Origin of the sequence: uncultured Microbacterium sp. (assembly GCF_963528945.1) — a bacterium.
Classification (GTDB): Bacteria; Actinomycetota; Actinomycetes; order Actinomycetales; family Microbacteriaceae; genus Microbacterium.
Map to the genome: position 1 here is coordinate 49,713 of NZ_CAURWX010000005.1, position 19,547 is coordinate 69,259.

20 protein-coding genes are annotated in these 19,547 nt (G+C 70.3%); 3 read left to right on the forward strand and 17 right to left on the reverse strand.

The window, feature by feature from the left end:
• Positions 1-296: 296 nt before the first annotated feature.
• From tuf to RWS82_RS14850, 8 genes are all read right to left on the reverse strand, one after another.
• Entirely contained in the window at positions 297-1,490 is a 1,194-nt protein-coding gene (gene tuf / locus RWS82_RS14815; RefSeq protein WP_314651689.1) for an elongation factor Tu, read from the reverse strand.
• 158 nt (positions 1,491-1,648) lie between these two features.
• Positions 1,649-3,763, reverse strand: coding sequence for an elongation factor G (gene fusA, locus RWS82_RS14820; protein WP_314651692.1), 2,115 nt, complete (start codon positions 3,761-3,763; stop codon positions 1,649-1,651).
• Positions 3,764-3,847: 84 nt separating this feature from the next.
• A complete protein-coding gene (gene rpsG, locus RWS82_RS14825) occupies positions 3,848-4,318 on the reverse strand; it encodes a 30S ribosomal protein S7 (RefSeq protein WP_017201608.1) in 471 nt (156 codons plus the stop codon).
• A gap of 5 nt (positions 4,319-4,323) precedes the next feature.
• A complete protein-coding gene (rpsL, locus tag RWS82_RS14830; protein WP_017201609.1) occupies positions 4,324-4,692 on the reverse strand; it encodes a 30S ribosomal protein S12 in 369 nt (122 codons plus the stop codon).
• Between the two features lie 207 nt (positions 4,693-4,899).
• Entirely contained in the window at positions 4,900-5,547 is a 648-nt protein-coding gene (locus tag RWS82_RS14835; protein ID WP_314651695.1) for a spermidine/putrescine ABC transporter substrate-binding protein, read from the reverse strand.
• A gap of 56 nt (positions 5,548-5,603) precedes the next feature.
• A complete protein-coding gene (locus RWS82_RS14840; RefSeq protein WP_314651796.1) occupies positions 5,604-6,104 on the reverse strand; it encodes a hypothetical protein in 501 nt (166 codons plus the stop codon).
• Entirely contained in the window at positions 6,104-7,270 is a 1,167-nt protein-coding gene (locus RWS82_RS14845) for an ABC transporter (RefSeq protein ID WP_314651697.1), read from the reverse strand. Before RWS82_RS14845 ends, RWS82_RS14840 begins: the two co-directional genes overlap by 1 nt.
• 114 nt (positions 7,271-7,384) lie before the next feature.
• Positions 7,385-7,537, reverse strand: coding sequence for a hypothetical protein (locus tag RWS82_RS14850; protein ID WP_314651700.1), 153 nt, complete (start codon positions 7,535-7,537; stop codon positions 7,385-7,387).
• A 126-nt stretch (positions 7,538-7,663) separates the two neighbouring features.
• Between RWS82_RS14850 and RWS82_RS14855 the strand changes: the two genes are divergently transcribed.
• Positions 7,664-8,152: a YajQ family cyclic di-GMP-binding protein gene (locus RWS82_RS14855; protein WP_314651701.1), complete on the forward strand. Its 489-nt coding sequence runs from the start codon at positions 7,664-7,666 to the stop codon at positions 8,150-8,152.
• Positions 8,153-8,367: 215 nt separating this feature from the next.
• Complete coding sequence (locus RWS82_RS14860; RefSeq protein WP_314651704.1) at positions 8,368-9,000, forward strand: GntR family transcriptional regulator; 633 nt, start codon at positions 8,368-8,370, stop codon at positions 8,998-9,000.
• On the opposite strand, the gene RWS82_RS14865 is transcribed toward RWS82_RS14860, so the two are convergent.
• From RWS82_RS14865 to RWS82_RS14890, 6 genes are all read right to left on the reverse strand, one after another.
• On the reverse strand, positions 8,991-10,067 hold the full coding sequence (locus tag RWS82_RS14865) for an alpha/beta hydrolase (protein WP_314651706.1): 1,077 nt from the start codon (positions 10,065-10,067) through the stop codon (positions 8,991-8,993). The genes RWS82_RS14860 and RWS82_RS14865 overlap by 10 nt on opposite strands.
• Before the next feature lie 92 nt (positions 10,068-10,159).
• On the reverse strand, positions 10,160-11,209 hold the full coding sequence (locus tag RWS82_RS14870) for a hypothetical protein (RefSeq protein WP_314651709.1): 1,050 nt from the start codon (positions 11,207-11,209) through the stop codon (positions 10,160-10,162).
• 63 nt (positions 11,210-11,272) lie between these two features.
• Complete coding sequence (locus tag RWS82_RS14875) at positions 11,273-12,646, reverse strand: FAD-dependent oxidoreductase (RefSeq protein WP_314651711.1); 1,374 nt, start codon at positions 12,644-12,646, stop codon at positions 11,273-11,275.
• A 65-nt stretch (positions 12,647-12,711) separates the two neighbouring features.
• Positions 12,712-13,773, reverse strand: coding sequence for a polyprenyl synthetase family protein (locus tag RWS82_RS14880; RefSeq protein WP_314651712.1), 1,062 nt, complete (start codon positions 13,771-13,773; stop codon positions 12,712-12,714).
• 41 nt (positions 13,774-13,814) lie between these two features.
• The gene (locus RWS82_RS14885; RefSeq protein ID WP_314651713.1) at positions 13,815-14,543 is read right to left on the reverse strand and encodes a class I SAM-dependent methyltransferase; all 729 of its coding nucleotides are present in this window, start codon (positions 14,541-14,543) and stop codon (positions 13,815-13,817) included.
• Positions 14,544-14,547: 4 nt separating this feature from the next.
• Positions 14,548-15,117 carry a DUF402 domain-containing protein gene (locus tag RWS82_RS14890; RefSeq protein WP_314651715.1) on the reverse strand — a complete coding sequence of 190 codons (570 nt, stop codon included), beginning with the start codon at positions 15,115-15,117 and terminating at the stop codon, positions 14,548-14,550.
• A 53-nt stretch (positions 15,118-15,170) separates the two neighbouring features.
• Between RWS82_RS14890 and RWS82_RS14895 the strand changes: the two genes are divergently transcribed.
• Positions 15,171-16,424 carry an isochorismate synthase gene (locus tag RWS82_RS14895; protein ID WP_314651716.1) on the forward strand — a complete coding sequence of 418 codons (1,254 nt, stop codon included), beginning with the start codon at positions 15,171-15,173 and terminating at the stop codon, positions 16,422-16,424.
• A gap of 24 nt (positions 16,425-16,448) precedes the next feature.
• Here the strand turns inward: RWS82_RS14895 and RWS82_RS14900 are convergent, their stop codons facing one another.
• From RWS82_RS14900 to RWS82_RS14910, 3 genes are all read right to left on the reverse strand, one after another.
• A complete protein-coding gene (locus RWS82_RS14900) occupies positions 16,449-17,306 on the reverse strand; it encodes a PPK2 family polyphosphate kinase (protein ID WP_314651717.1) in 858 nt (285 codons plus the stop codon).
• Positions 17,307-17,422: 116 nt separating this feature from the next.
• A complete protein-coding gene (menD, locus tag RWS82_RS14905) occupies positions 17,423-19,126 on the reverse strand; it encodes a 2-succinyl-5-enolpyruvyl-6-hydroxy-3-cyclohexene-1-carboxylic-acid synthase (RefSeq protein ID WP_314651719.1) in 1,704 nt (567 codons plus the stop codon).
• The gene (locus tag RWS82_RS14910) at positions 19,123-19,497 is read right to left on the reverse strand and encodes a PLD nuclease N-terminal domain-containing protein (protein ID WP_314651720.1); all 375 of its coding nucleotides are present in this window, start codon (positions 19,495-19,497) and stop codon (positions 19,123-19,125) included. The genes menD and RWS82_RS14910 overlap by 4 nt, the downstream gene beginning before the upstream one ends.
• Positions 19,498-19,547 lie beyond the last annotated feature (50 nt).

Here is a 19,547-nt window from a genome sequence, read left to right on the forward strand (position 1 = left end):
TGATGCTCCCCTTGGTCCCACGCACCCTTCCCCGATGCGCGGGCTCTCCCCTTCGCGCAGGCGTGACTGCGCCCGGCGGGTCGAAGGAGCTTCGGGTTCCTTCGACCGCCGCAGCGCCGGTCCGACTCAGGGCTCGGACGCATGCCTGCCGGCTGTGCTCAGCACAGCAAGATCACACTACAAGACACGAAGTGTTTTGTTCAAGTGAATATATCTGCGCGACGGGGGCGGGGGGCATCCGGAGACGACGAAAGGGCCGGACCCGAAGGCCCGACCCTTTCGCAGGAAGCAGATGCTTACTTGATGATCTTCGTCACCGTACCGGCGCCGACCGTACGACCACCCTCACGGATGGCGAAGCCGAGGCCCTCCTCCATGGCGATCGGCTGGATCAGCTCGACCGTCATGTCGGTGGTGTCGCCGGGCATGACCATCTCGGTGCCCTCGGGCAGCGAGATGACGCCGGTGACGTCGGTGGTACGGAAGTAGAACTGCGGGCGGTAGTTCGTGTAGAAGGGGTTGTGGCGGCCACCCTCGTCCTTGGACAGGATGTACGCGGTGCCCTCGAAGTCGGTGTGCGGCGTGACCGAACCCGGCTTCACGATGACCTGGCCGCGCTCGACGTCCTCACGCTTGGTGCCGCGGAGCAGCAGACCACAGTTCTCGCCGGCCCAGGCCTCGTCGAGCTGCTTGTGGAACATCTCGATACCCGTGACCGTGGTCTTGACGGTCGGACGGAGTCCGACGATCTCGACCTCGGAGTTGATGGCCAGCGTGCCACGCTCGGCGCGACCCGTGACGACGGTTCCACGACCGGTGATCGTGAAGACGTCCTCGACGGGCATCAGGAACGGCTTGTCGCGGTCACGCTCGGGGTCCGGCACGCTGTCGTCGACAGCCTGCATCAGGTCGAGGATGGCCTGCGTCCACTTCTCGTCGCCCTCGAGGGCCTTGAGAGCGGAGACGCGAACGACCGGAGCCTCGTCGCCGTCGAAGCCCTGGCTGGAGAGCAGCTCACGGACCTCGAGCTCGACGAGCTCCAGGATCTCCTCGTCGTCGACCGCGTCGGACTTGTTCAGCGCGACGAGCAGGTAGGGGACGCCGACCTGCTTGGCGAGCAGAACGTGCTCACGGGTCTGAGCCATCGGGCCGTCGGTGGCGGCGACCACGAGGATCGCGCCGTCCATCTGAGCGGCACCGGTGATCATGTTCTTGACGTAGTCGGCGTGACCGGGCGCGTCGACGTGCGCGTAGTGGCGCTTCGGGGTCTCGTACTCGATGTGCGAGATGTTGATGGTGATACCACGCTGGCGCTCTTCCGGCGCCGAGTCGATGGAAGCGAAGTCGCGCTGCACGTTGGTGTCGGACGGGTACTTGTCAGCAAGCACCTTCGAGATCGCTGCGGAGAGCGTGGTCTTGCCGTGGTCGACGTGACCGATCGTTCCGATGTTGACGTGCGGCTTGGTCCGCTCGAACTTGGCCTTAGCCACTGGGTCCTCCTCAGGACGTCGTTGTAGAGGTGCCGGGCACTGGATTGCGACCGGTTCTCTACGGGTGTGAATCTCAGTTTAGTAGAGAGGGAATGTGAAGTTGTAGGTGACCTGGGAGCCGGCCCCGTCGCATGCTCGGGGGCCGGCACCCAGAAGTGTTACTCGCCCTTGGCCTTCTGGACGATCTCGTCGGCCACGGCGCGGGGAACCTCAGCGTAGCTGTGGAACTCCATCGAGTAGACGGCGCGACCCGAAGTCTTCGAGCGCAGGTCGCCGATGTAGCCGAACATCTCGGACAGCGGCACCTGGGCACGGACGACCTTGACGCCGGCGGCGTCCTCCATCGACTGGATCTGGCCACGACGCGAGTTCAGGTCACCGATGACGTCGCCCATGTACTCCTCCGGAGTACGGACCTCGACGGCCATCAGCGGCTCGAGCAGCACGGGGTTGGCGCGGCGCGCCGCCTCCTTGAAGCCCATGGAACCCGCGATCTTGAACGCCATCTCCGAGGAGTCGACGTCGTGGGCGGCACCATCGACGATGATCGCGCGAACGCCGACCATCGGGTAGCCGGCGAGCACGCCGACGTTCATGGCGTCCTGGAAACCGGCGTCGATCGAGCCGATGTACTCGCGCGGGATGCGACCACCGGTCACCGAGTTGACGAATTCGTAGGTCTTGTCGCCGTCGAGCTCGAGGGGCTCGATCGTGAACTGGATCTTCGCGAACTGTCCGGAACCACCGGTCTGCTTCTTGTGCGTGTAGTCGTGCTTCTCGACGGCCTTCTTGATCGTCTCGCGGTAGGCCACCTGGGGCTTTCCGACGTTCGCCTCGACGCGGAACTCGCGCTTCATGCGGTCGACGAGGATGTCGAGGTGCAGCTCGCCCATGCCCTTGATGGTCGTCTGACCGGTCTCGGGGTTGAGCTCCGTGCGGAAGGTCGGGTCCTCTTCGGCGAGCTTCTGGATCGCGGTGCCCAGCTTCTCCTGGTCGGCCTTGGTCTTCGGCTCGATGGCGACCTCGATGACGGGCTCGGGGAACGTCATCGACTCGAGCACGACGGGCGCGTCGATCGCGGCGAGGGTGTCACCGGTGGTGGTGTCCTTCAGGCCGATCACGGCGTAGATGTTGCCCGCGGTGAGCGAGTCGACCGGGTTCTCCTTGTTGGCGTGCATCTGGAAGATCTTCCCGATGCGCTCCTTCTTGCCCTTGGTCGAGTTGATGACGGCCGAGCCGGAGTCGAGGTGACCCGAGTAGACGCGGACGTACGTCAGGCGACCGAAGAACGGGTGCACGGCGACCTTGAACGCGAGCGCGGCGAACGGGTCCTTCGCGTCGGGGTGACGCTCGATGACCTTCTCCTCGTCCTTCGGGTCGTGCGCCTCGATGGCACCGACGTCGAGGGGGTTCGGGAGGTAGTCGACGACCGCGTCGAGCATCGGCTGCACGCCGCGGTTCTTGAACGCCGAGCCGCAGAGGACCGGGTAGATCTCGCTGGCGACGACCATCTTGCGGATGGCGCCCTTGATCTCGGCGACCGAGAGCTCCTCGCCGCCGAAGAACTTCTCGAGCAGCGCGTCGTCGGTCTCGGCGACGGTCTCGAGCAGGGTCTGACGGTACTCGTCTGCCTTGTCCTTGAGGTCGGCCGGGATCTCCTGGATCTCGTACGACGCACCCATGGTGACGTCACCCTTGGCATCGCCGGGCCACACCAGGGCACGCATCTCGATGAGGTCGACGACGCCGACGAAGTCGTTCTCGGCGCCGATCGGGAGCTGGAGCACCAGCGGCTTGGCGCCGAGGCGGTTCACGATGGTGTCGACGGTGAAGTAGAAGTCCGCGCCGAGCTTGTCCATCTTGTTGACGAAGCAGATGCGGGGGACGTTGTACTTGTCGGCCTGACGCCACACGGTCTCGGACTGGGGCTCGACGCCCTCCTTGCCGTCGAACACGGCGACCGCGCCGTCGAGCACGCGGAGCGAGCGCTCCACCTCGACGGTGAAGTCCACGTGACCGGGGGTGTCGATGATGTTGATCTGGTTGTTGTTCCAGAAGCAGGTCACGGCGGCAGACGTGATCGTGATGCCGCGCTCCTTCTCCTGCTCCATCCAGTCGGTCGTCGAGGCGCCGTCGTGCGTCTCGCCGAGCTTGTGGTTGACGCCCGTGTAGAACAGGATGCGCTCGGTGGTGGTGGTCTTGCCGGCATCGATGTGAGCCATGATGCCGATGTTGCGGACCTTGCTCAGGTCGGTGAGCACGTCTTGTGCCACAGGAGTGTCCTTATCGTTTTGGCAGGTGAACTGCGAAGAGAGGGTGCCCGCCCCCGACCCGGGGGCCGGGGGCGGGCGAGGCTGTTACCAGCGGTAGTGAGCGAACGCGCGGTTCGACTCGGCCATCTTGTGCGTGTCCTCACGGCGCTTGACCGCGGCACCGAGGCCGTTCGACGCGTCGAGGATCTCGTTCTGCAGACGCTCGGTCATCGTCTTCTCACGACGACCCTTGGCGTAGCTGACGAGCCAGCGCAGCGCGAGGGTGTTCGCGCGGTGCGGCTTGACCTCGACCGGCACCTGGTAGGTCGAGCCACCGACGCGGCGGCTGCGGACCTCGAGGGTGGGACGGACGTTGTCGAGCGCCTTCTTGAGCGTGGCGACGGCATCCTGACCGTTCTTCGCCTCGACGCCGCGGAGGGCGCCGTAGACGATCGACTCGGCCAGCGACTTCTTGCCGTCGACGAGGATCTTGTTCACCAGCGAGGTGACGATCGGAGCGCCGTAGACCGGGTCGTTGACGACGGGGCGCTTGGGGGCGGGACCCTTACGAGGCATCTAACTCAACCCTTCTTCGCGCCGTAGCGGGAACGAGCCTGCTTACGGTTCTTGACAGCCTGGGTGTCCAGGGCGCCGCGGACGATCTTGTAACGCACACCGGGGAGGTCCTTCACACGACCACCGCGGACGAGCACGAGCGAGTGCTCCTGCAGGTTGTGGCCCTCACCGGGGATGTAGGCGGTGACCTCGGTGCCGTTGCGGAGCTTCACACGGGCGACCTTGCGCATCGCCGAGTTCGGCTTCTTCGGGGTGGTGGTGTAGACGCGGGTGCAGACCCCGGCCTGCTGCGGGTTCGACTTCAGGGCGGGAGCCTTGGTCTTGGTGACCTTCGGCGAGCGACCCTTGCGAACCAACTGCTGAATGGTTGGCACGTTCTCTCCTCATAGTGCTGCACGGTGACAGCGTGATGGGTTTCACATCATGACCCACCGGCGCGCCTGAGCAGACGAGCTTTTGGTGTGATGGGTATGCCGTGGGGGCGGACCGGTCATGGGACCGGCGCCCAGCGCGCACGTCGAGACGTGCACACACCTGATCAAGTGTAATGCCGCGTCACATACCTGGTCAAATGAGTCCGGTCAGGACGGATCGGCGTCGAACGGCGAGTCCAGCGACTGCGTCAACTCGGCCAGCAGCGCTTCGATCTGCGGCTCCACGTGCTGCGACACCGCGGTCTGGATGCGCATGCGATGACGCAGGAGAAGCCCGCAGATCTCACGGCCGACCAGGTTCGCGTACTCGTCGGCCAGCGCGACCTCCTGCCGGAGCGCCACCTTCGCCTCCTCGCTCAGCGGAGGGAGGGGCGGCAGCGCCTCGGCCGCGTCGTCGGCGAGCTCCGCGATCGTGAAGAGGAACGGCGCACCCGGCACCGGCTCGGGGTCGAGCGGCAACCCGTCGAACTCGGGGTCGAGGTCTTCCGTCGGGCGGTAGCTGCGAGCCCGATTGCGTGCCGCCTGCTGATCGAGCTCGCTCTGGAGCATCGGCAGGTTGCGCGCCGTGTACTCGGCGACCGCGTGGTCGACGATGGTCTTGAGCCGGGTGGACAGACCGTGCTGCACGCCGTGCGGAACGGTTCCGGCGATGCCGGCGGCCGAGAGCATCGGGGATCCGAGGCAGCGGCGGCAGGGAGCGGTGCGGCCGCGATGCGTCGCGGGCTCCCACCGCGGCACCCAACGCAGCCAGGCCTCGACGGCCTGGTCGACCTGCGTCTCCAACGAGCGCTCCACCCCTCCAGCGTACGCGTGGGGCGTGTTCCCGGGCGACACGCCCGGCGGACGGCGCGTCATTCGCCGGCGTCGCGCTCCCAGGGCCAGCGCGGATGCCCCGCTCCCGCGCGCCGCATCGCGATGCCGCCGCAGGCCGCGATGCCCGCCGCCACGAGCAGCACCGCGCTCGTGCCGCCTCGCACCAGATCGCCGGCGACCGCGGTCGCGAGCAGGAAACTGGCGGTGACGGACGTGGTGACGACCCAGACCACAACGAGGTGGGCGAGGGCGGTGCACACCGCGATCACCGCGGCCGACGAGAAGGAGGGCGGCCGACGGCGCAGCGCGACGAGGAGCAGCACGGCGAACACGACGAGCGCGCCGAGCATCCCGCCGACGCCCGGCCCCTGCCCGAGACCGGGCGTGGAGATGATGTCGGTATCGGTGGCCACGCTCAATGCACCGAGCCCGAACACCGCGAGCGCGAAGAACCCGACCGTCGCGAAGACCGTCGCCAGGACAGGAGAGACCCCCGCGGGATCGGATCCGCGGGGGTCTCTCGTCGACGGCTCGTCCATCACCTCGCCAGCGTGGGTCCGGCCTCGAGCGTGCGCTCGTACTCGCGCTGCGCTTCGATGTTGAGTTCGGTCTTGCGGGCGCCGCTGCGGGCGACCCAGGCGCCGAACCAGATGGTCAGCTCGCGGGCGAAGACGAACGCAGCGATCGCGAGCGGGGCCAGCAGCTCACCGTTCACGACGTCAGCGGCGGCGGATGCGCGGATCGCCCAGAAGGGCGCCTCGAACAGCTGGCCGAGGATGTGACCGCCGTAGGCGATCACGCCGACGACGATGCCGAAGATGACCCAGAGGCCCCAGCGGCCGCGGTTGATGATCGCGCCGAGCAGCCAGAACCCGAGGAAGAAGACCACGACGGGGGTCCAGAAGCCCCATGTCGTGAGGGGCGCCAGCGCCGCCTCTCCGAGGTTCTCGGCGGTGACGTCGCCGGCGATCGCACCGAGCCCGAGCGTCGCACCGAGGTAGAGGAGCGCGAAGGCGAGCGTGGCCAGCAGGCCGATCGCCCCGGCCGTGCCGCGGTTACCGCGGTCGCGGGGCGGCTCCGGCGCCTGCACGAAGATGGGCTGCGGACCCGAGAAGCCGCTCGTGCCGGTGACCGGCTCGGAGGGGACGATGGTCGTGTCGGTGCGATCGGACCCCGAGTAGGCCGAGTCGGCCATCGGCGAGCGGTCGGCGTCGCGCACGGTGGAGGTCGTGTGCACGGCCGTGGCGTCGTCGTCGCGCCAGCGGTCGGCGGCGCGCGCCGCCTCCTCGCGGGTCTCGGCCTCGTCGCGAGCGGCCTCGGAGCGTGCCGCCTCGTCGCGGGCGGCGGCCTCGCGAGCCGCGACCTCCCGTGCGTCGTCGTCGCGGCGCTCGTCGTCGGTGCGGTACTCCGTACGCGAAGCATCCGTCGCTCCAGCCGCGGCCGCAGCGGTGCCGGCGCTGGCCGTGGTGAAGGTGCCGGGGTGGTCGCGCTCTGCGGCCTCGAAGGCCGCGAGATCGGGGTCGACCGCACGGTCGGTGCGATCAGCGTGTGCGGGGGCGCCGTCGCGGGTTGCGGCGTCGTTCGCCGGCGTACCGGGCACGTCGCCGCGCGCGGCCGCGGCCGCGTCGAGACCGGCGTTCGCGCTGTCGACGACGTGGTCGACGTCCTTCGGCTTGTCGGCCGGGTGAACCTCGGGGTCGCTCATGGGGTGCGCCTCTCGTCGAAATGTGCAGTGCCGAGGCTACCGCCGCCCGCCGACGGCGCTCGGGAGGCGTGCCGACGTGTCGCCAGACGCCTCTCCCCCGTCGCAAAGGGGCGGTCAGGGGAACGCGGCCCGCAGCAGGTCGCCGGCGAGCGCCGCGAGGGCCGGAGCCATGGGCAGCGACAGCCACAGCAGTCCGCCGATCACCGCCGCGCACAGGACGCCGGCGACCCAGCTCATGCCGATGTTGCGACCGCCGATCCGTGCCATGGGCTCACGCTACGACGCCCACCGATATTCCGGTGGGAGCAACGCCGTGGCCCGCGCGTCGTCGTCGTCGCGCCGGGCGGTCTCGGAACGGAGGCGCCGCACGGGCCCGCTCGGTACACTCCTGGTATGGCTGACAGTTCCTTTGACATCGTCTCGAAAGTGGATCACCAGGAGGCCGAGAACGCCCTCAACCAGGCGCGCAAAGAGGTCGAGCAGCGCTACGACTTTAAGGGCACCGGCGCCTCCATCGCGTGGAGCGGCGAGCAGGTGCTCATCACCGCGAACACCGAGGAGCGCGCCAACGCGGTGCTCGACGTCTTCCAGTCGAAGCTCATCAAGCGCGGCATCTCGCTGAAGTCGCTCGAGTCGGGCGACCCCTTCGCGAGCGGCAAGGAGTTCCGCATCGTCTCCAGCCTGAAGGACGGCATCTCGTCGGAGAACGCGAAGAAGATCAACAAGATCATCCGCGACGAGGGCCCCAAGGGCGTGAAGAGCCAGATCCAGGGCGACGAGCTGCGCGTGCAGTCGAAGAGCCGCGACGACCTGCAGGCCGTCATCTCGCTGCTGAAGGGCTCGGACCTCGACATCGACCTGCAGTTCATCAACTACCGCTGAGCATCCGCTCTGCCGCGCGCCGCGGGTACTCCCAGAGCCCCTCGACTTCCGGGTCGAGGGGCTCTGGCGTTCGCTCGCGTTGCGCCGCGGTCGTCGGTCGACGCGACGACGAGACGCGAGGGCCTGCACTCTGCCGCCGCATAGGTGCATGATGTAGTTTCCTGCCGAGGGCGAATGGGGCGCCCTCCGCACGAGAGAACTCTGGGGTCAACTCGATGAACACGATCGAAAGCCGCCGCACGGGCGACGCGAAGCAGTTGCTGGCGGACGAGGTCTTCCACCACATCGGTCAGAGGATCGTCGACGGCGCACTCGCGCCCGGCGACCGCATCCGCGACGTGGCCGTCGCCGACGAGCTGCACGTGTCGCGCACACCCGTGCGCGAGGCGCTACAGCGTCTCGAAAGGCTGGGGCTCGTGACGATGTACCCCAGCCGTTACACCGAGGTCACTCCCGTCTCCCCCGAGACGGTCGCGTCGACCCGCGAGTTCGCGGGCTATCAGGCGGGGGTCTCTGCTCGGATGGGCGTGCCGCGCCTCACCGAGACGGAGCGGGCCGCGGCCGTGCAGCTCGTCGACGGCCTCGACGGCGCACTCCCCTCGGGCGCCCAGACGTCGGAGCGGCGCTGGGAGCTGTTCTCGTACCTCGGCGCCCGGTCGAACAACCCGCGGCACGGGGCGGTCATCGACGACGCGAGCTTCGCGGTCTTCCGCAACCTGCGCGACTGGGTGGTTCCGGCCGATGACCACGAGCGTATGCGGGGCATCCATGCCGAGTTGCGCGACGCGGTGCAGCACGGCGACGGGGATGCCGCCGAGCGGCTCGCCCGTCTCATGTACTACGTCTGACGGTCGACGATCGGCCACCCGGCCCGCCACCCGGCGACCCACAGCGCGAGCCGGCGGTACGCGTTCTCCCGGGCGGCGTGCGCCGACAGGAACACGTCGTGCAGCGCTCCGTCGATCCGCTCGACGGTCACCGACGCACCCAGTCGCAGGGCAGCCCGGGCGATGTCGTCGACGACGAGCACCGAGTCGGCGCGCGTCAGCTCGTCCGACCAGCGCGTCGGCGTCGCCGATCGCGCCGACAGCAGCACGCACACCGGGGCGTCGATCGCGAGGCCGGCCGACACGGAGCGGTGCCCGTTGAGGATGGCGTTCAGCCACCCCGCATGCACCGCCATGGTCTGCAGCGGCCGCCACTTCAGGTCGACCTCGACCGGATCGTCGGGGTCGGCCACCTCCTGCTGAGCGCGACTGTAGAACCCGAGGTCGACCTGCGGAGCCGCGTCGAGCGGACGCAGACGCGCGCCGAGCTCGACCACCGGGGCGATCGCGGCCCGTGCCGCCGCCACCTGGAACTCCAGCCACGGACTGTTCAGCACGACGGCATCCGCCATTCTCGGATGCCGGGAGGCCCACAGGCTCAGCGTCAGCCCGCCCGTCGAATGTCCGAGCAGCACGAGCCGACGCCCCGGCGCATCCGACGACGAACCCTCCCCTGCGTCCACCCCCGGGGCGGATCGAACCGGATGCCCCATCTCGGCCAGCGCAGCGGCGATGTCCTCGTCGTACGTGCGGAGATCGGTGACGTAGCCCGGCGTCTGCCCGTCGCGCAGGCTGCGCCCGTACTTGCGCAGATCGAGCGCGAAGAACCGCGCGCCGCGCGACGTCCAGAACCGGGCGAGGCGCTTCTGGAAGAAGTAGTCGGACCACCCGTGCACGTAGAGCACATCGACCCCGTCGAGCATCGGACGACGCCCGCGGATGCTCCGCCACCACGGGACCTCGGCCGGCAGCGCCCGCACGAGCGTCGCCACCACGGGGCCCTCGTCGTCGTCGGCGAGTGTCAGCGTCCGCTGCTCGAACTCGTCGCCGAGGACGTCGGGGATCCACTCCTCGCGGTCGTCAGCCATGCGGCCAGGCTAGCCGTTGCCGGCCCTGACGTTCATGACAGCGGGGAGCCGTCGCCCGGATCACGACCTGCGGTGCGGCAACCGGGCCCGCGTCACTGGGGCGCGGGGCGGCCGAGGGTGAAGTGCTCGACGATCATCTCGGCCAGCGCGACGGCATCCGCCGCCGACTCCCCCGCCTCGTAGGTCGTGACGCGCAGCCAGTCGAGGCCCACTCGGATGTCGAGGGCGGCGTTCCCGTGCACGTCGGTGCTCGTCTTGGCCTCGTCGGCTCCCGCGACGACCGCCGGTTCGCCGCCCATCTCCTCGAACGCCCACGCGCCCGCCGGCAGCATCGTGATCGTGAGATGCGTGGTCGACCCGTAGATGTCCGCGCCCGTGGAGTACATGCACATCCGCGAGTCGTTCCGCGCGAAGTACACCTCGGCGGGGATACCCCAACCGCCCAGCGACGCCGGATCGACGAGCACCACCGGAGCGTCCAGCTGCTCCTGCAACTCTTCGGGCGTGAGCAGCCGTTCGCAGGCGACCCCCGCGAGATCGCTCGCGATGTAGGGGACGTCGCGTCGCGACTCGACCGCAGCCGAGAGGAGTCCCTCGATGGCCTCCTGCATGCGCGAGCCGTCGGCGGTGGTCGAGGGGGATGCAGCGCGAGCCGTCACGAGAACGTCGTCGCGGACGATCGTGGTCGCGCAACTGTACGCGTCCTGGCAACGCGTGCCGGTCGACACCTCGTACCCACGATCGGTGATGCCATCGACGATCGAGTCGGCATCCGGCAGGACGACGACCTCCCACTGGACCTCGGCGCCCTCCGACGAGCACGCGACCCCGCTCGCGCGCTGCATCATGAATTGCGCCGGCCCGGGATACCAGTTCGGACTGCTCACATCGGAAAGCCGCGGGGCCACCGGTGCGCGGGTTTCGCCGACCAGACCGCTCATCGCGGTGGCGACATCGTCGCAGTCGAGGTCGAACGCCGCCTCGGGGGCGACGATGGGCTCCTCCGTCGGCGTAGGAGTCGGAGTGGGACTCGACGCGGCACTGGTCTTCGTCGGCCGCGGCTCCGGTGTGGCCGTGCAGCCCGTCAGGCCAAGGGCGAGGATGGCGGCCGCAGCCGCCCAAGTGACGAGTCCGCGGCGCATACCGAAACGCTATAGGAAATCGAACGGCCGACTCCACCCGCGAACCGCAACGATGCGGTCACGTCACTCGCCGCGCGAGACCCGCACCATCTCGTCGCGCGGCACGACCTTCACGCGAGCCCGCTCCTGCGGCGCGCCGAGGCCGATCTCGTGCTCGTCGAGACGGTGCCACCCGTCGAGGTCGGTCCAGAGCACACCGCGCTCCTGAAGCAGCGCGGGGATGGCCTCCTCCGACGGCTCTTCGGGCCGCCACCACGACCCCTGGTCGTTGATGAGGTGGCGCACCGTCTCCATCGCGTCGGACTTCGTGTGGCCGATGAGGCCGACCGGGCCTCGCTTGATCCAGCCGGTGGCGTACAGGCCCGGAACGCGCTCGTTCGAGTCCTTCGCGAGAACCTGGCCCTCGTGGTTCGGGATCACGCCGTGCTTCTTGTCGAACGGCACGCCGTCGAGCGGCGAACCGAAGTACCCGATCGCGCGGTACAGGGCCTGCACCTCGACCTCGCGCATCTCGCCCGTGCCCTCGGCACCGCCCTGGCCGTCGGGCCGGGTGCGCTCGTAGACGAGCGCGGCGACGCGACCGGAGTCGTCGGTGCGCACCTCGACGGGGCGCGCCCAGAAGTGCAGGTGCAGGCGACGCGATGCCGTGCCGCCGGCGTTGTTGACCGAGTCGCGCTTGCGCCACGACTGCAGGATGCGGTCGATGACCATGACCTGCTTGTTGCTGGCCACGGCATCCTTCGACGCCTCGTCGTAGTCGAAGTCCTCGTCGTAGACGACCATGTCGACGTCGCGCAGCTCGCCGAGCTCGCGCAGCTCGAGGGGCGTGAACTTCACCTGCGCCGGGCCGCGGCGGCCGAACACGTGCACGTCGGTGACGGCGCTCTGCTGCAGCCCCTCGTAGACGTTCTGCGGCACCTCGGTGACGAGCAGGTCCTCCGCGTGCTTCGCGAGCATGCGCGACACGTCGAGCGCGACGTTGCCGTTGCCCAGAACCGCGACGGATGCCGCGTCGAGAGGCCACTCGCGGGGCACGTCGGGGTGACCGTCGAACCAGCTCACGTAGTCGGCGGCCCCGTACGAGCCGACGGCGTCGATGCCGGGGATGTCGAGCGTCGTGTCGCGGATCGCGCCGGTGGCGAAGATCACGGCGTTGTAGTGCTTCTTGAGGTCGTCGAGGGTGATGTCCTCACCGAAGCGCACGTTGCCGAACAGCCGGATGTCGCCACGGTCGAGCACGTCGCGCAGAGCGTTGATGATGCCCTTGATGCGGGGGTGGTCGGGGGCGACGCCGTAGCGGACGAGACCGTACGGCGCCGGCAGCTGCTCGAACAGGTCGATCGACACGTCGAACTTGCGCTCGGCCTTCAGCAGCAGGTCGGCCGCGTAGATGCCCGCGGGTCCTGCACCGACGATGGCCAGACGGAGCTTGGTCATGGGAGTCCTTTCGTGGGCCTGCGGCCCGGGCGCGCGGCGGGGCGGAGCATCGCCGCGCCGGCGGGTCAGCTGGAGCGCTCGGCGAGGGTCTTCGCGAAGCGCGTCAGCGCCTCGCGAACAGTGCCCTGCGGGAGCGGACGGAGCGCATCGATCGCGTCGCGCGTCCAGGCCAGGGCGAGTTCGAGGGTCTGCGCCGTGGCCGCGTGGTCGCGCAGCTCGGCGAGAGCGGCATCGAGGATCGAGGGATCGGCGCCGTCGGCGATGCGGGTCACACCGTCGTCGATGCGCGCCGCGAGGTCGGTGGTGTCGGCGGCCTTGCCCGCCTTCAGCAGCAGGTACGGCATGGTCGGCACGCCGGCACGCAGATCGGTGCCGGGCACCTTGCCGGTGTCTTCCGGCTTCGACGACAGGTCGATCACGTCGTCGAGCAGCTGGAACGCCACGCCGATCTTCTCGCCGTACACGCGCAGCGGCTCGACGTACTCGGCCGGGGCGTTCGAGAAGATCGCGCCGCCCTGGGTCGCCGCAGCGATCAGCGAGCCGGTCTTGTCGGCGAGCACCTGCAGGTAGAAGTCGATCGGGTCGTCATCGGGCTGGGCGCCGAGCGTCTCGTGCATCTGCCCGAGCACGAGGCGCTCGAACGTGTCGGCCTGCAGGCGGATGGCCCGCTCCCCCAGACGCGACATGAGCTGGCTCGCACGGGAGAACAGGATGTCGCCGGTGAGGATGGCGATGTTGTTGCCCCACACCGTCTGCGCGGCGGGCACCCCCCGACGCCGGTCTGCACCGTCCATGACGTCGTCGTGGTACAGCGACCCGAGGTGGGTGATCTCGAGCGCCTTCGCGACATCGATCACCTCGGGGGTGTTGCCGTCGCCGAGCTGCGCGGCCAGGAGCGTGAGCACCGGGCGGATGCGCTTGCCCCCCGCCTCGTACAGGTAGCGGCTCGCGGCGTCGGCGAGCGGGTCGGCGACGCGCACGTCGGCGGCGAGCCCGGTCTCGACGAGCTCGAGGCCGTCTTCGATGGAGCGGGCGACGCGACGCGCGGCAGGGCCGATGAAGACACGGTCGCTGAAACCGAGTCGGCTCGCCAGTCGCGAACCCGGGGCAACGGGGCTCGAAGTCACGGGATCAGCCTACCGGTCTCCACCGACGCGAGCCTGACGCATCAGAGGGGCTTGCGCGCGCGGTGCAGGGCGACGATGCCGAACGACAGGTTGCGGTACGCGACGTCGGCCCAGCCGGCCTCGCGGATCCACGCGGCGAGCCGCTTCTGGTCGGGCCAGGCGCGGATCGACTCGTTCAGGTAGTCGTAGGCCTCGCCGTTGGTGCCCGCGACCCGGGCCACGCGCGGCAGCACCTGGTCGTTGTAGAAGCGGTAGGCCCCGCGGAACAGTGCCCCGGGCGGGGTCGAGAACTCGTTGATCACGAGACGTCCGCCGGGCTTCGTCACCCGCAGCAGCTCGCGCAGCGCCTTCTTCGGGTCGTTGACGTTGCGCAGCGCATACGACATCGTCACCGCGTCGAACTCGTCGTCGCCGAAGGGCAGGTCGGTCGCGTCGGCCTGCACGAACGACAGGTTGCGCATCGCGCCGTGGCGGCGCTCCCCCTCGGCGAGCATCCCCGGAGAGAAGTCAGCAGCGACCACCTGTGCGCCGCTGCGGGCCAACGAGGCCGACGACGAGGCGGTGCCCGCACCGAGGTCGAGGATGCGCTCGCCCGGCTTCGGCGCGACCGCGCGCGTCGTGGCGGCGCGCCACAGCACGTCGTTGCCGAAGGTCATCGCCGTGTTGGTGCGGTCGTATCCGGCGGCGACCTGGTCGAACATGCCGCTCACGCGGGCGGGGTCCTTGCCGAGATCGGCGCGGTTGGGCTCGCGGGGCTCGTTCGGGGTCACCTGATCAGTGTAGGCGGCGTGAACCTGCGTCGAGCCCGAGAGCCTCGAGGCGGTCGAGCCAGGCATCCGCCGTCGCATCGTCGAACGGCGCGACTCGGCGACGCACCCGATCCTCGAGATCGAGGGCCAACGACTCGAGACGCGTCATGACGTCGGACGGATACGCGTACCGGACGCTGTGCTCGGCCCACTCGTCGCGATCGTCGACCCAGGTGCCGCGCTCGCCCTCGACGCGCACGACGTCGAGGTCCATGTCGATCCCCGTCGCGAGCAGCGGGTCTTCGCTCCAGCGCACGTCCCAGGCCAGGTCGATGTAGATGCGCATGCCCTTCGGATGCCGCCGGTTGACCGTGAGGGCGAAATCGCCCTGCGGCGGCAGGAGCGTCACGTTCGGGTTGCCCGCCGGGTAGTCGCGCCCCGGGCGGTGGCTGCGCCATCCCGTCGGCTGCCCGATCCAGTCGCCCCACCGGTCGGCGCCCAGGTAGACGCTCTCGTGCCGCCAGTGGGGCGACCCGTTCCATTTGCGCCACTGGACGATCATGGGGGTGCCGGGCTCGGGGCGGGCGGTGCTCATCCGCTCAGCCTAGGCGGGCAGCCGCGCGCCCCGCGGAGATTAGGCTGGGGGGCGTGAGCAGTGCGCTGGTCGTGGAGACACGGGAGATCGAACCCCTCGAAGACGTCCTGGCGTTCGCCTCGCCCTCCCGCCCCCTCGCCTGGCTGCGTCGCGGCGATGGGATCGTCGCAGTCGGCGAGCCGCTGCGCGAGCTCCGAGCGAGTGCCTCGGCGGGAGCCGTCGGACCCCGCAGCGCCGCCCTCGCCACCGCCTGGCGCCGCATCGCCGAGAGCGCCCGTGTCGACGATCCCGTCGGCCTCCCCGGCACGGGCCTCGTCGCGTTCGGTGCGCTCGCGTTCGACGAGCGGTCGGCCGCCGACAGCATCCTCGTGATCCCCTCCGAGGTGATCGGACGCCGCGGCGACCGCTTCTGGCGCACGACCATCCGGTATGCGGATGCCCCACCCGCCGCCTCCTCCCCCGTCGAGCCGTACGGCCCGCACTGGGCCGGCACGGTCGGCCCCGGCGCGCAGAGCCCGCAGGGCTATCAGGACTCGGTCCGCCAGGCACTCGGACGCATCGCGGGCGGCGAGCTGAGCAAGGTGGTGCTCGCCCGCGACCTCACCGGCAGCATCCCGGCCGGATCCGATCTGCGGCGCCTCGTGCGGGCACTGTCGACGGGCTATCCCGACACCTGGGCGTTCGCGGTCGACGGCCTCATCGGCGCAAGCCCCGAGACGCTGGTGACCGTGCACGAACGCACCGTCACGGCTCGCGTGCTCGCCGGCACCACCGCCCGGGGAGCCGATGCCGACGCCGACACTCTCGCGTCGAACGCGCTCGCCTCCAGCGGCAAAGACCTCGACGAGCATCAGTACGCCGTGCAGAGCGTGCTCGCGTCGCTGCGGCCCCACACCCGCGCCCTCGCCGCGAGCGAGCAGCCGTTCCTTTTGAAGCTGCCGAACCTCTTCCACCTCGCCACCGACGTCGAGGGCGAGCTCGCCGACGGCGGGTCGGCGCTCGACCTCGTGGGCGCCCTGCATCCGACCGCCGCCGTGGCCGGCACCCCAACGACCATCGCGATCGGCGTGATCCGCGAGCTCGAGCCGTTCGACCGCGGCCGCTACGCCGGACCCGTCGGCTGGGTCGACGCTGCGGGCAACGGCGAGTGGGCGATCGCCTTGCGGTGCGCGCAGTTCACCGCGGACGACGACGCGATCGCGGTCACCGCGTACGCGGGCGCGGGCATCGTCGCCGGCTCCGACCCCGAGTCGGAGCTGCTCGAGACCCGCGTGAAGTTCCGCCCGCTGGTCGACGCGCTCGCCTGACCCGGCGGCGTCGGGACGCCGGGATCAGCTCGCGGCGAGCCGCTTCTTCTCGGCCTCGACGTCGAAGTCGGCCACCGGCCACTGCGGGTCGATGTCCTGCAGCGCGGCGAGCAGCAGCTCCTGCACCGCCAGCCGGGCGAACCACTTGCGGTTCGCCGGAACGACGTGCCACGGCGCGGCCTCGGTCGACGTGCGGTCGAACACCGTCTGGTACGCGGCCATGTACTCGTCCCACCGCAGACGCTCGTCGACGTCGCCCGGGTTGTACTTCCAGTGCTTGTCGGGTCGGTCGAGACGCTCCATGAGCCGGGACTTCTGCTCGTCGGCCGAGATGTGCAGCATGACCTTGACGATGCGGATGCTGGAGGCGGCGACCTCCGCCTCGAAGGCGTTGATGGCGTCGTAGCGGCGTTCGATCTCGGCCGCGTCGGCGAGCCCGCGCACCCGGCCGATGAGCACGTCCTCGTAGTGGGAACGGTCGAACACGCCGATGAACCCGGGCTCGGGCAGCCGCTTCTCGATGCGCCAGAGGAAGTCGTGCGCCCGCTCCTCGTCGGTCGGGGCCTTGAACGCCGCGAGGCTTATGCCCTGCGGGTCGACACCTCCGACGACGTGCCGCACGATGCCGCCCTTGCCCGCCGAGTCCATCGCCTGCAGCACGAGCAGCACCGCGTCCTTCGCGGTGCCGGTGCGACTCTCGGCGAACAGGCGCTCCTGCAAATCGCTCAGCTTCTGCAGCCCCTCGGCCAGGTCGCGCGTTCCGTCGGCCTTACGCCCGTGATAGTCAGGGGTCGCGTCGGGGTCGACGTCGGCAAGACGGAAGCCGTCGTCGACGCGGAGCGTCTGGGTCCAGTGGTGCGCATCGGGCAGCTCGTGGTGCATGCGCCCATCCTGCCCGCTGCCGCGCGTCGGCGCACCCCCGCGGCGGGCCATCGGGCACCCGCCAAGCCGGGCAGCCTGGGCGGCGCGCATCGGTCAGCCCGCGCGATCCGGGCACCTCAACGCGCCAGCGGCACCTCGATGAGCTGGCGACCGCCGACCGGCTGCGTGAGCGCCTGGTCGAGCGCCGACCGGGTGGTCACGCGGCGGTACTCCCACCCGTAGGCGAGCGCGATGTGCTCGAGTCGCACGGTGTGCGGCGTGTAGAAGGCGCGGTCGAGGTCGGCACGGGGGGCCGTGCCCGCCACCTCGAGTCCGTCGAAGATGGTGCCGCCGCCGTCGTTGCCGACGATGACCTGCAACCGGGGTTCGATCTCGTCCGGCGGCAGGAGGAATGCTCCGACGTCGTGCAGGAGGCTCAGGTCGCCCAGCAGCACGCGCGTGACGCCCGGGGCGCCGTCGGCCTGACTCGCAAGAGCGATGCCGGTCGCAGTGGCGATCGTGCCGTCGATGCCCGCGAGCCCGCGGTTGGCGTGCACGGGTACCTTCTTGCCGGCCAGCTGGGCGTCGGCGACGCGGACGAGACGCGACGATCCGAACACGAGCCGGTCGTGCGGCCACGTCGCCCGCCACACCGCGTCGACCAGCAGCGCGCGGTCGAGGGGGCGCCGAACGGCGGCCAGCTCATCGGCCACCGCGTCGCGGCGGGCGGTCGAGTCGACGGAGGTGAGGGCGTCGAGGTCGGGCGCCGGTTCGGCGACGTCGACGAGCGCCGCAGCGGATGCCTCGAGCCACGCGCCGAGCCACGCCCGGTCGTCGGCGCTCGGCGCGGCGGCTGCGGGGTCGACGACGACGGCGCCCGCCGCGCGCGTGCGGTGGTTGAGGTCGAGCTGTTCGCCCCCGTGCCGCACGGCGACGACCTCGACGTCGGCGCGAGACAGCAGGGCGGCCACCTCGCGGCTGAGGGTCGGATGCCCGAACACCACGGCGCGCTCGATCGCCCCGCCCAGGTCTTCGCGCCGCAGAAGGGAGCGGTAGCCGTGCACGAGGCGCCGACCGTAGCGGGACCCCGACACGATCTCGGCGATGAGCGGCCAGCCGGCGGCGTGCGCGAGCTCTTCGGCGGGGGCCCCGGCATCCGCCCCGGCGATGACGACCGTGCGAGGGCCGCGGGCGAGCGCGAGCGGCTCGGCGGGAACGGGCCGCGGCGCCGGACCGGCGGCGAGCCGAACCTCCCGCGCCTCGCCCGACAGCGGCTCGCGCGAGGGCAGGTTCAGGTGCACCGGACCCGCGACACCGGGCAGACCGGTCGCCGACGGGACGCCGTGCGGAGCATCCGCCCCCATCGCCGCCGCGACCGCCCGCCGGGCGAGACCCGACCAGTCGGCACCCTCGGCGTCCGGCACCGGAGCGTCGACCGCGTCGCGCACGAACGGGGCGAACAGCCCGGGCTGCACGGTGGCCTGATTCGCACCGACGCCGCGCAGCTCGGGCGGACGATCGGCGGTGAGGAGCAGCAGGGGCACCCCCGCGTGGAACGCCTCCATCGCGGCGGGGAGCAGGTGGGCCGCCGCCGTGCCGGAGGTGCAGACGACGGCCGCGGGGACGCCGCTCTCGCGAGCGAGGCCGAGAGCGGTGAATCCGGCGACGCGCTCGTCGATGCGCACATGCACCCGCAGATGCCCGGCGTCGGCGGCGCGCACCGCGGCGAGCGCTAGCGCCTGCGATCGCGAACCGGGCGACAGCACGAGGTCGCGCACGCCGCTCGAGACGAGGTCGGCGACGAGCGATGCCGCGGCCTGCGCCGCCGGCGACGACGTCACGGCCGGGGCTCGGGCGTCGGCCCGGGGGCCGGTCCGGATGCCGGCGGGTCGTCGCTCTCGTCGTCGAGACGGGCGAGTTCCTCTTCGAGGCGGGCGATGCGCGCATCCTGTTCGGACTTGCTGATGCCCTGCAGGAACATCGGGTCGTCGTCGGGAGCGAGAGGGCGGGTGGTTCCTCGGTCGTTCTTGCGTCGACGTCCGATCGCGAACCACAGGATGCCGCCGATGACGGGCAGCAGCACGACGATGGCGATCCACGCACCCTTGGGCACACCCCGGTGACGCGTCGGCGGCTGCACGGCGCAGTCGACGATGCTGAACACCCAGAACACGGCGGCCAGGAAGCCTCCGACGATCAGTAGTCTCGCCACCCCTCCAGTCTAGGCGGCTGCACGCGGCGGGGGCCCGGTCGCTACAGTGA

Bases quoted from the DNA above. Each gene is read 5' to 3' on its own strand.
- rpsG (WP_017201608.1), bottom strand. From the start codon at position 4,318: ATGCCTCGTAAGGGTCCCGCCCCCAAGCGCCCCGTCGTCAACGACCCG.
- RWS82_RS14840 (WP_314651796.1), bottom strand. From the start codon at position 6,104: ATGGACGAGCCGTCGACGAGAGACCCCCGCGGATCCGATCCCGCGGGG.
- RWS82_RS14845 (WP_314651697.1), bottom strand. From the start codon at position 7,270: ATGAGCGACCCCGAGGTTCACCCGGCCGACAAGCCGAAGGACGTCGAC.
- RWS82_RS14850 (WP_314651700.1), bottom strand. From the start codon at position 7,537: ATGGCACGGATCGGCGGTCGCAACATCGGCATGAGCTGGGTCGCCGGC.
- RWS82_RS14855 (WP_314651701.1), top strand. From the start codon at position 7,664: ATGGCTGACAGTTCCTTTGACATCGTCTCGAAAGTGGATCACCAGGAG.
- RWS82_RS14860 (WP_314651704.1), top strand. From the start codon at position 8,368: ATGAACACGATCGAAAGCCGCCGCACGGGCGACGCGAAGCAGTTGCTG.
- RWS82_RS14865 (WP_314651706.1), bottom strand. From the start codon at position 10,067: ATGGCTGACGACCGCGAGGAGTGGATCCCCGACGTCCTCGGCGACGAG.
- RWS82_RS14870 (WP_314651709.1), bottom strand. From the start codon at position 11,209: ATGCGCCGCGGACTCGTCACTTGGGCGGCTGCGGCCGCCATCCTCGCC.
- RWS82_RS14875 (WP_314651711.1), bottom strand. From the start codon at position 12,646: ATGACCAAGCTCCGTCTGGCCATCGTCGGTGCAGGACCCGCGGGCATC.
- RWS82_RS14890 (WP_314651715.1), bottom strand. From the start codon at position 15,117: ATGAGCACCGCCCGCCCCGAGCCCGGCACCCCCATGATCGTCCAGTGG.
- RWS82_RS14900 (WP_314651717.1), bottom strand. From the start codon at position 17,306: ATGCACCACGAGCTGCCCGATGCGCACCACTGGACCCAGACGCTCCGC.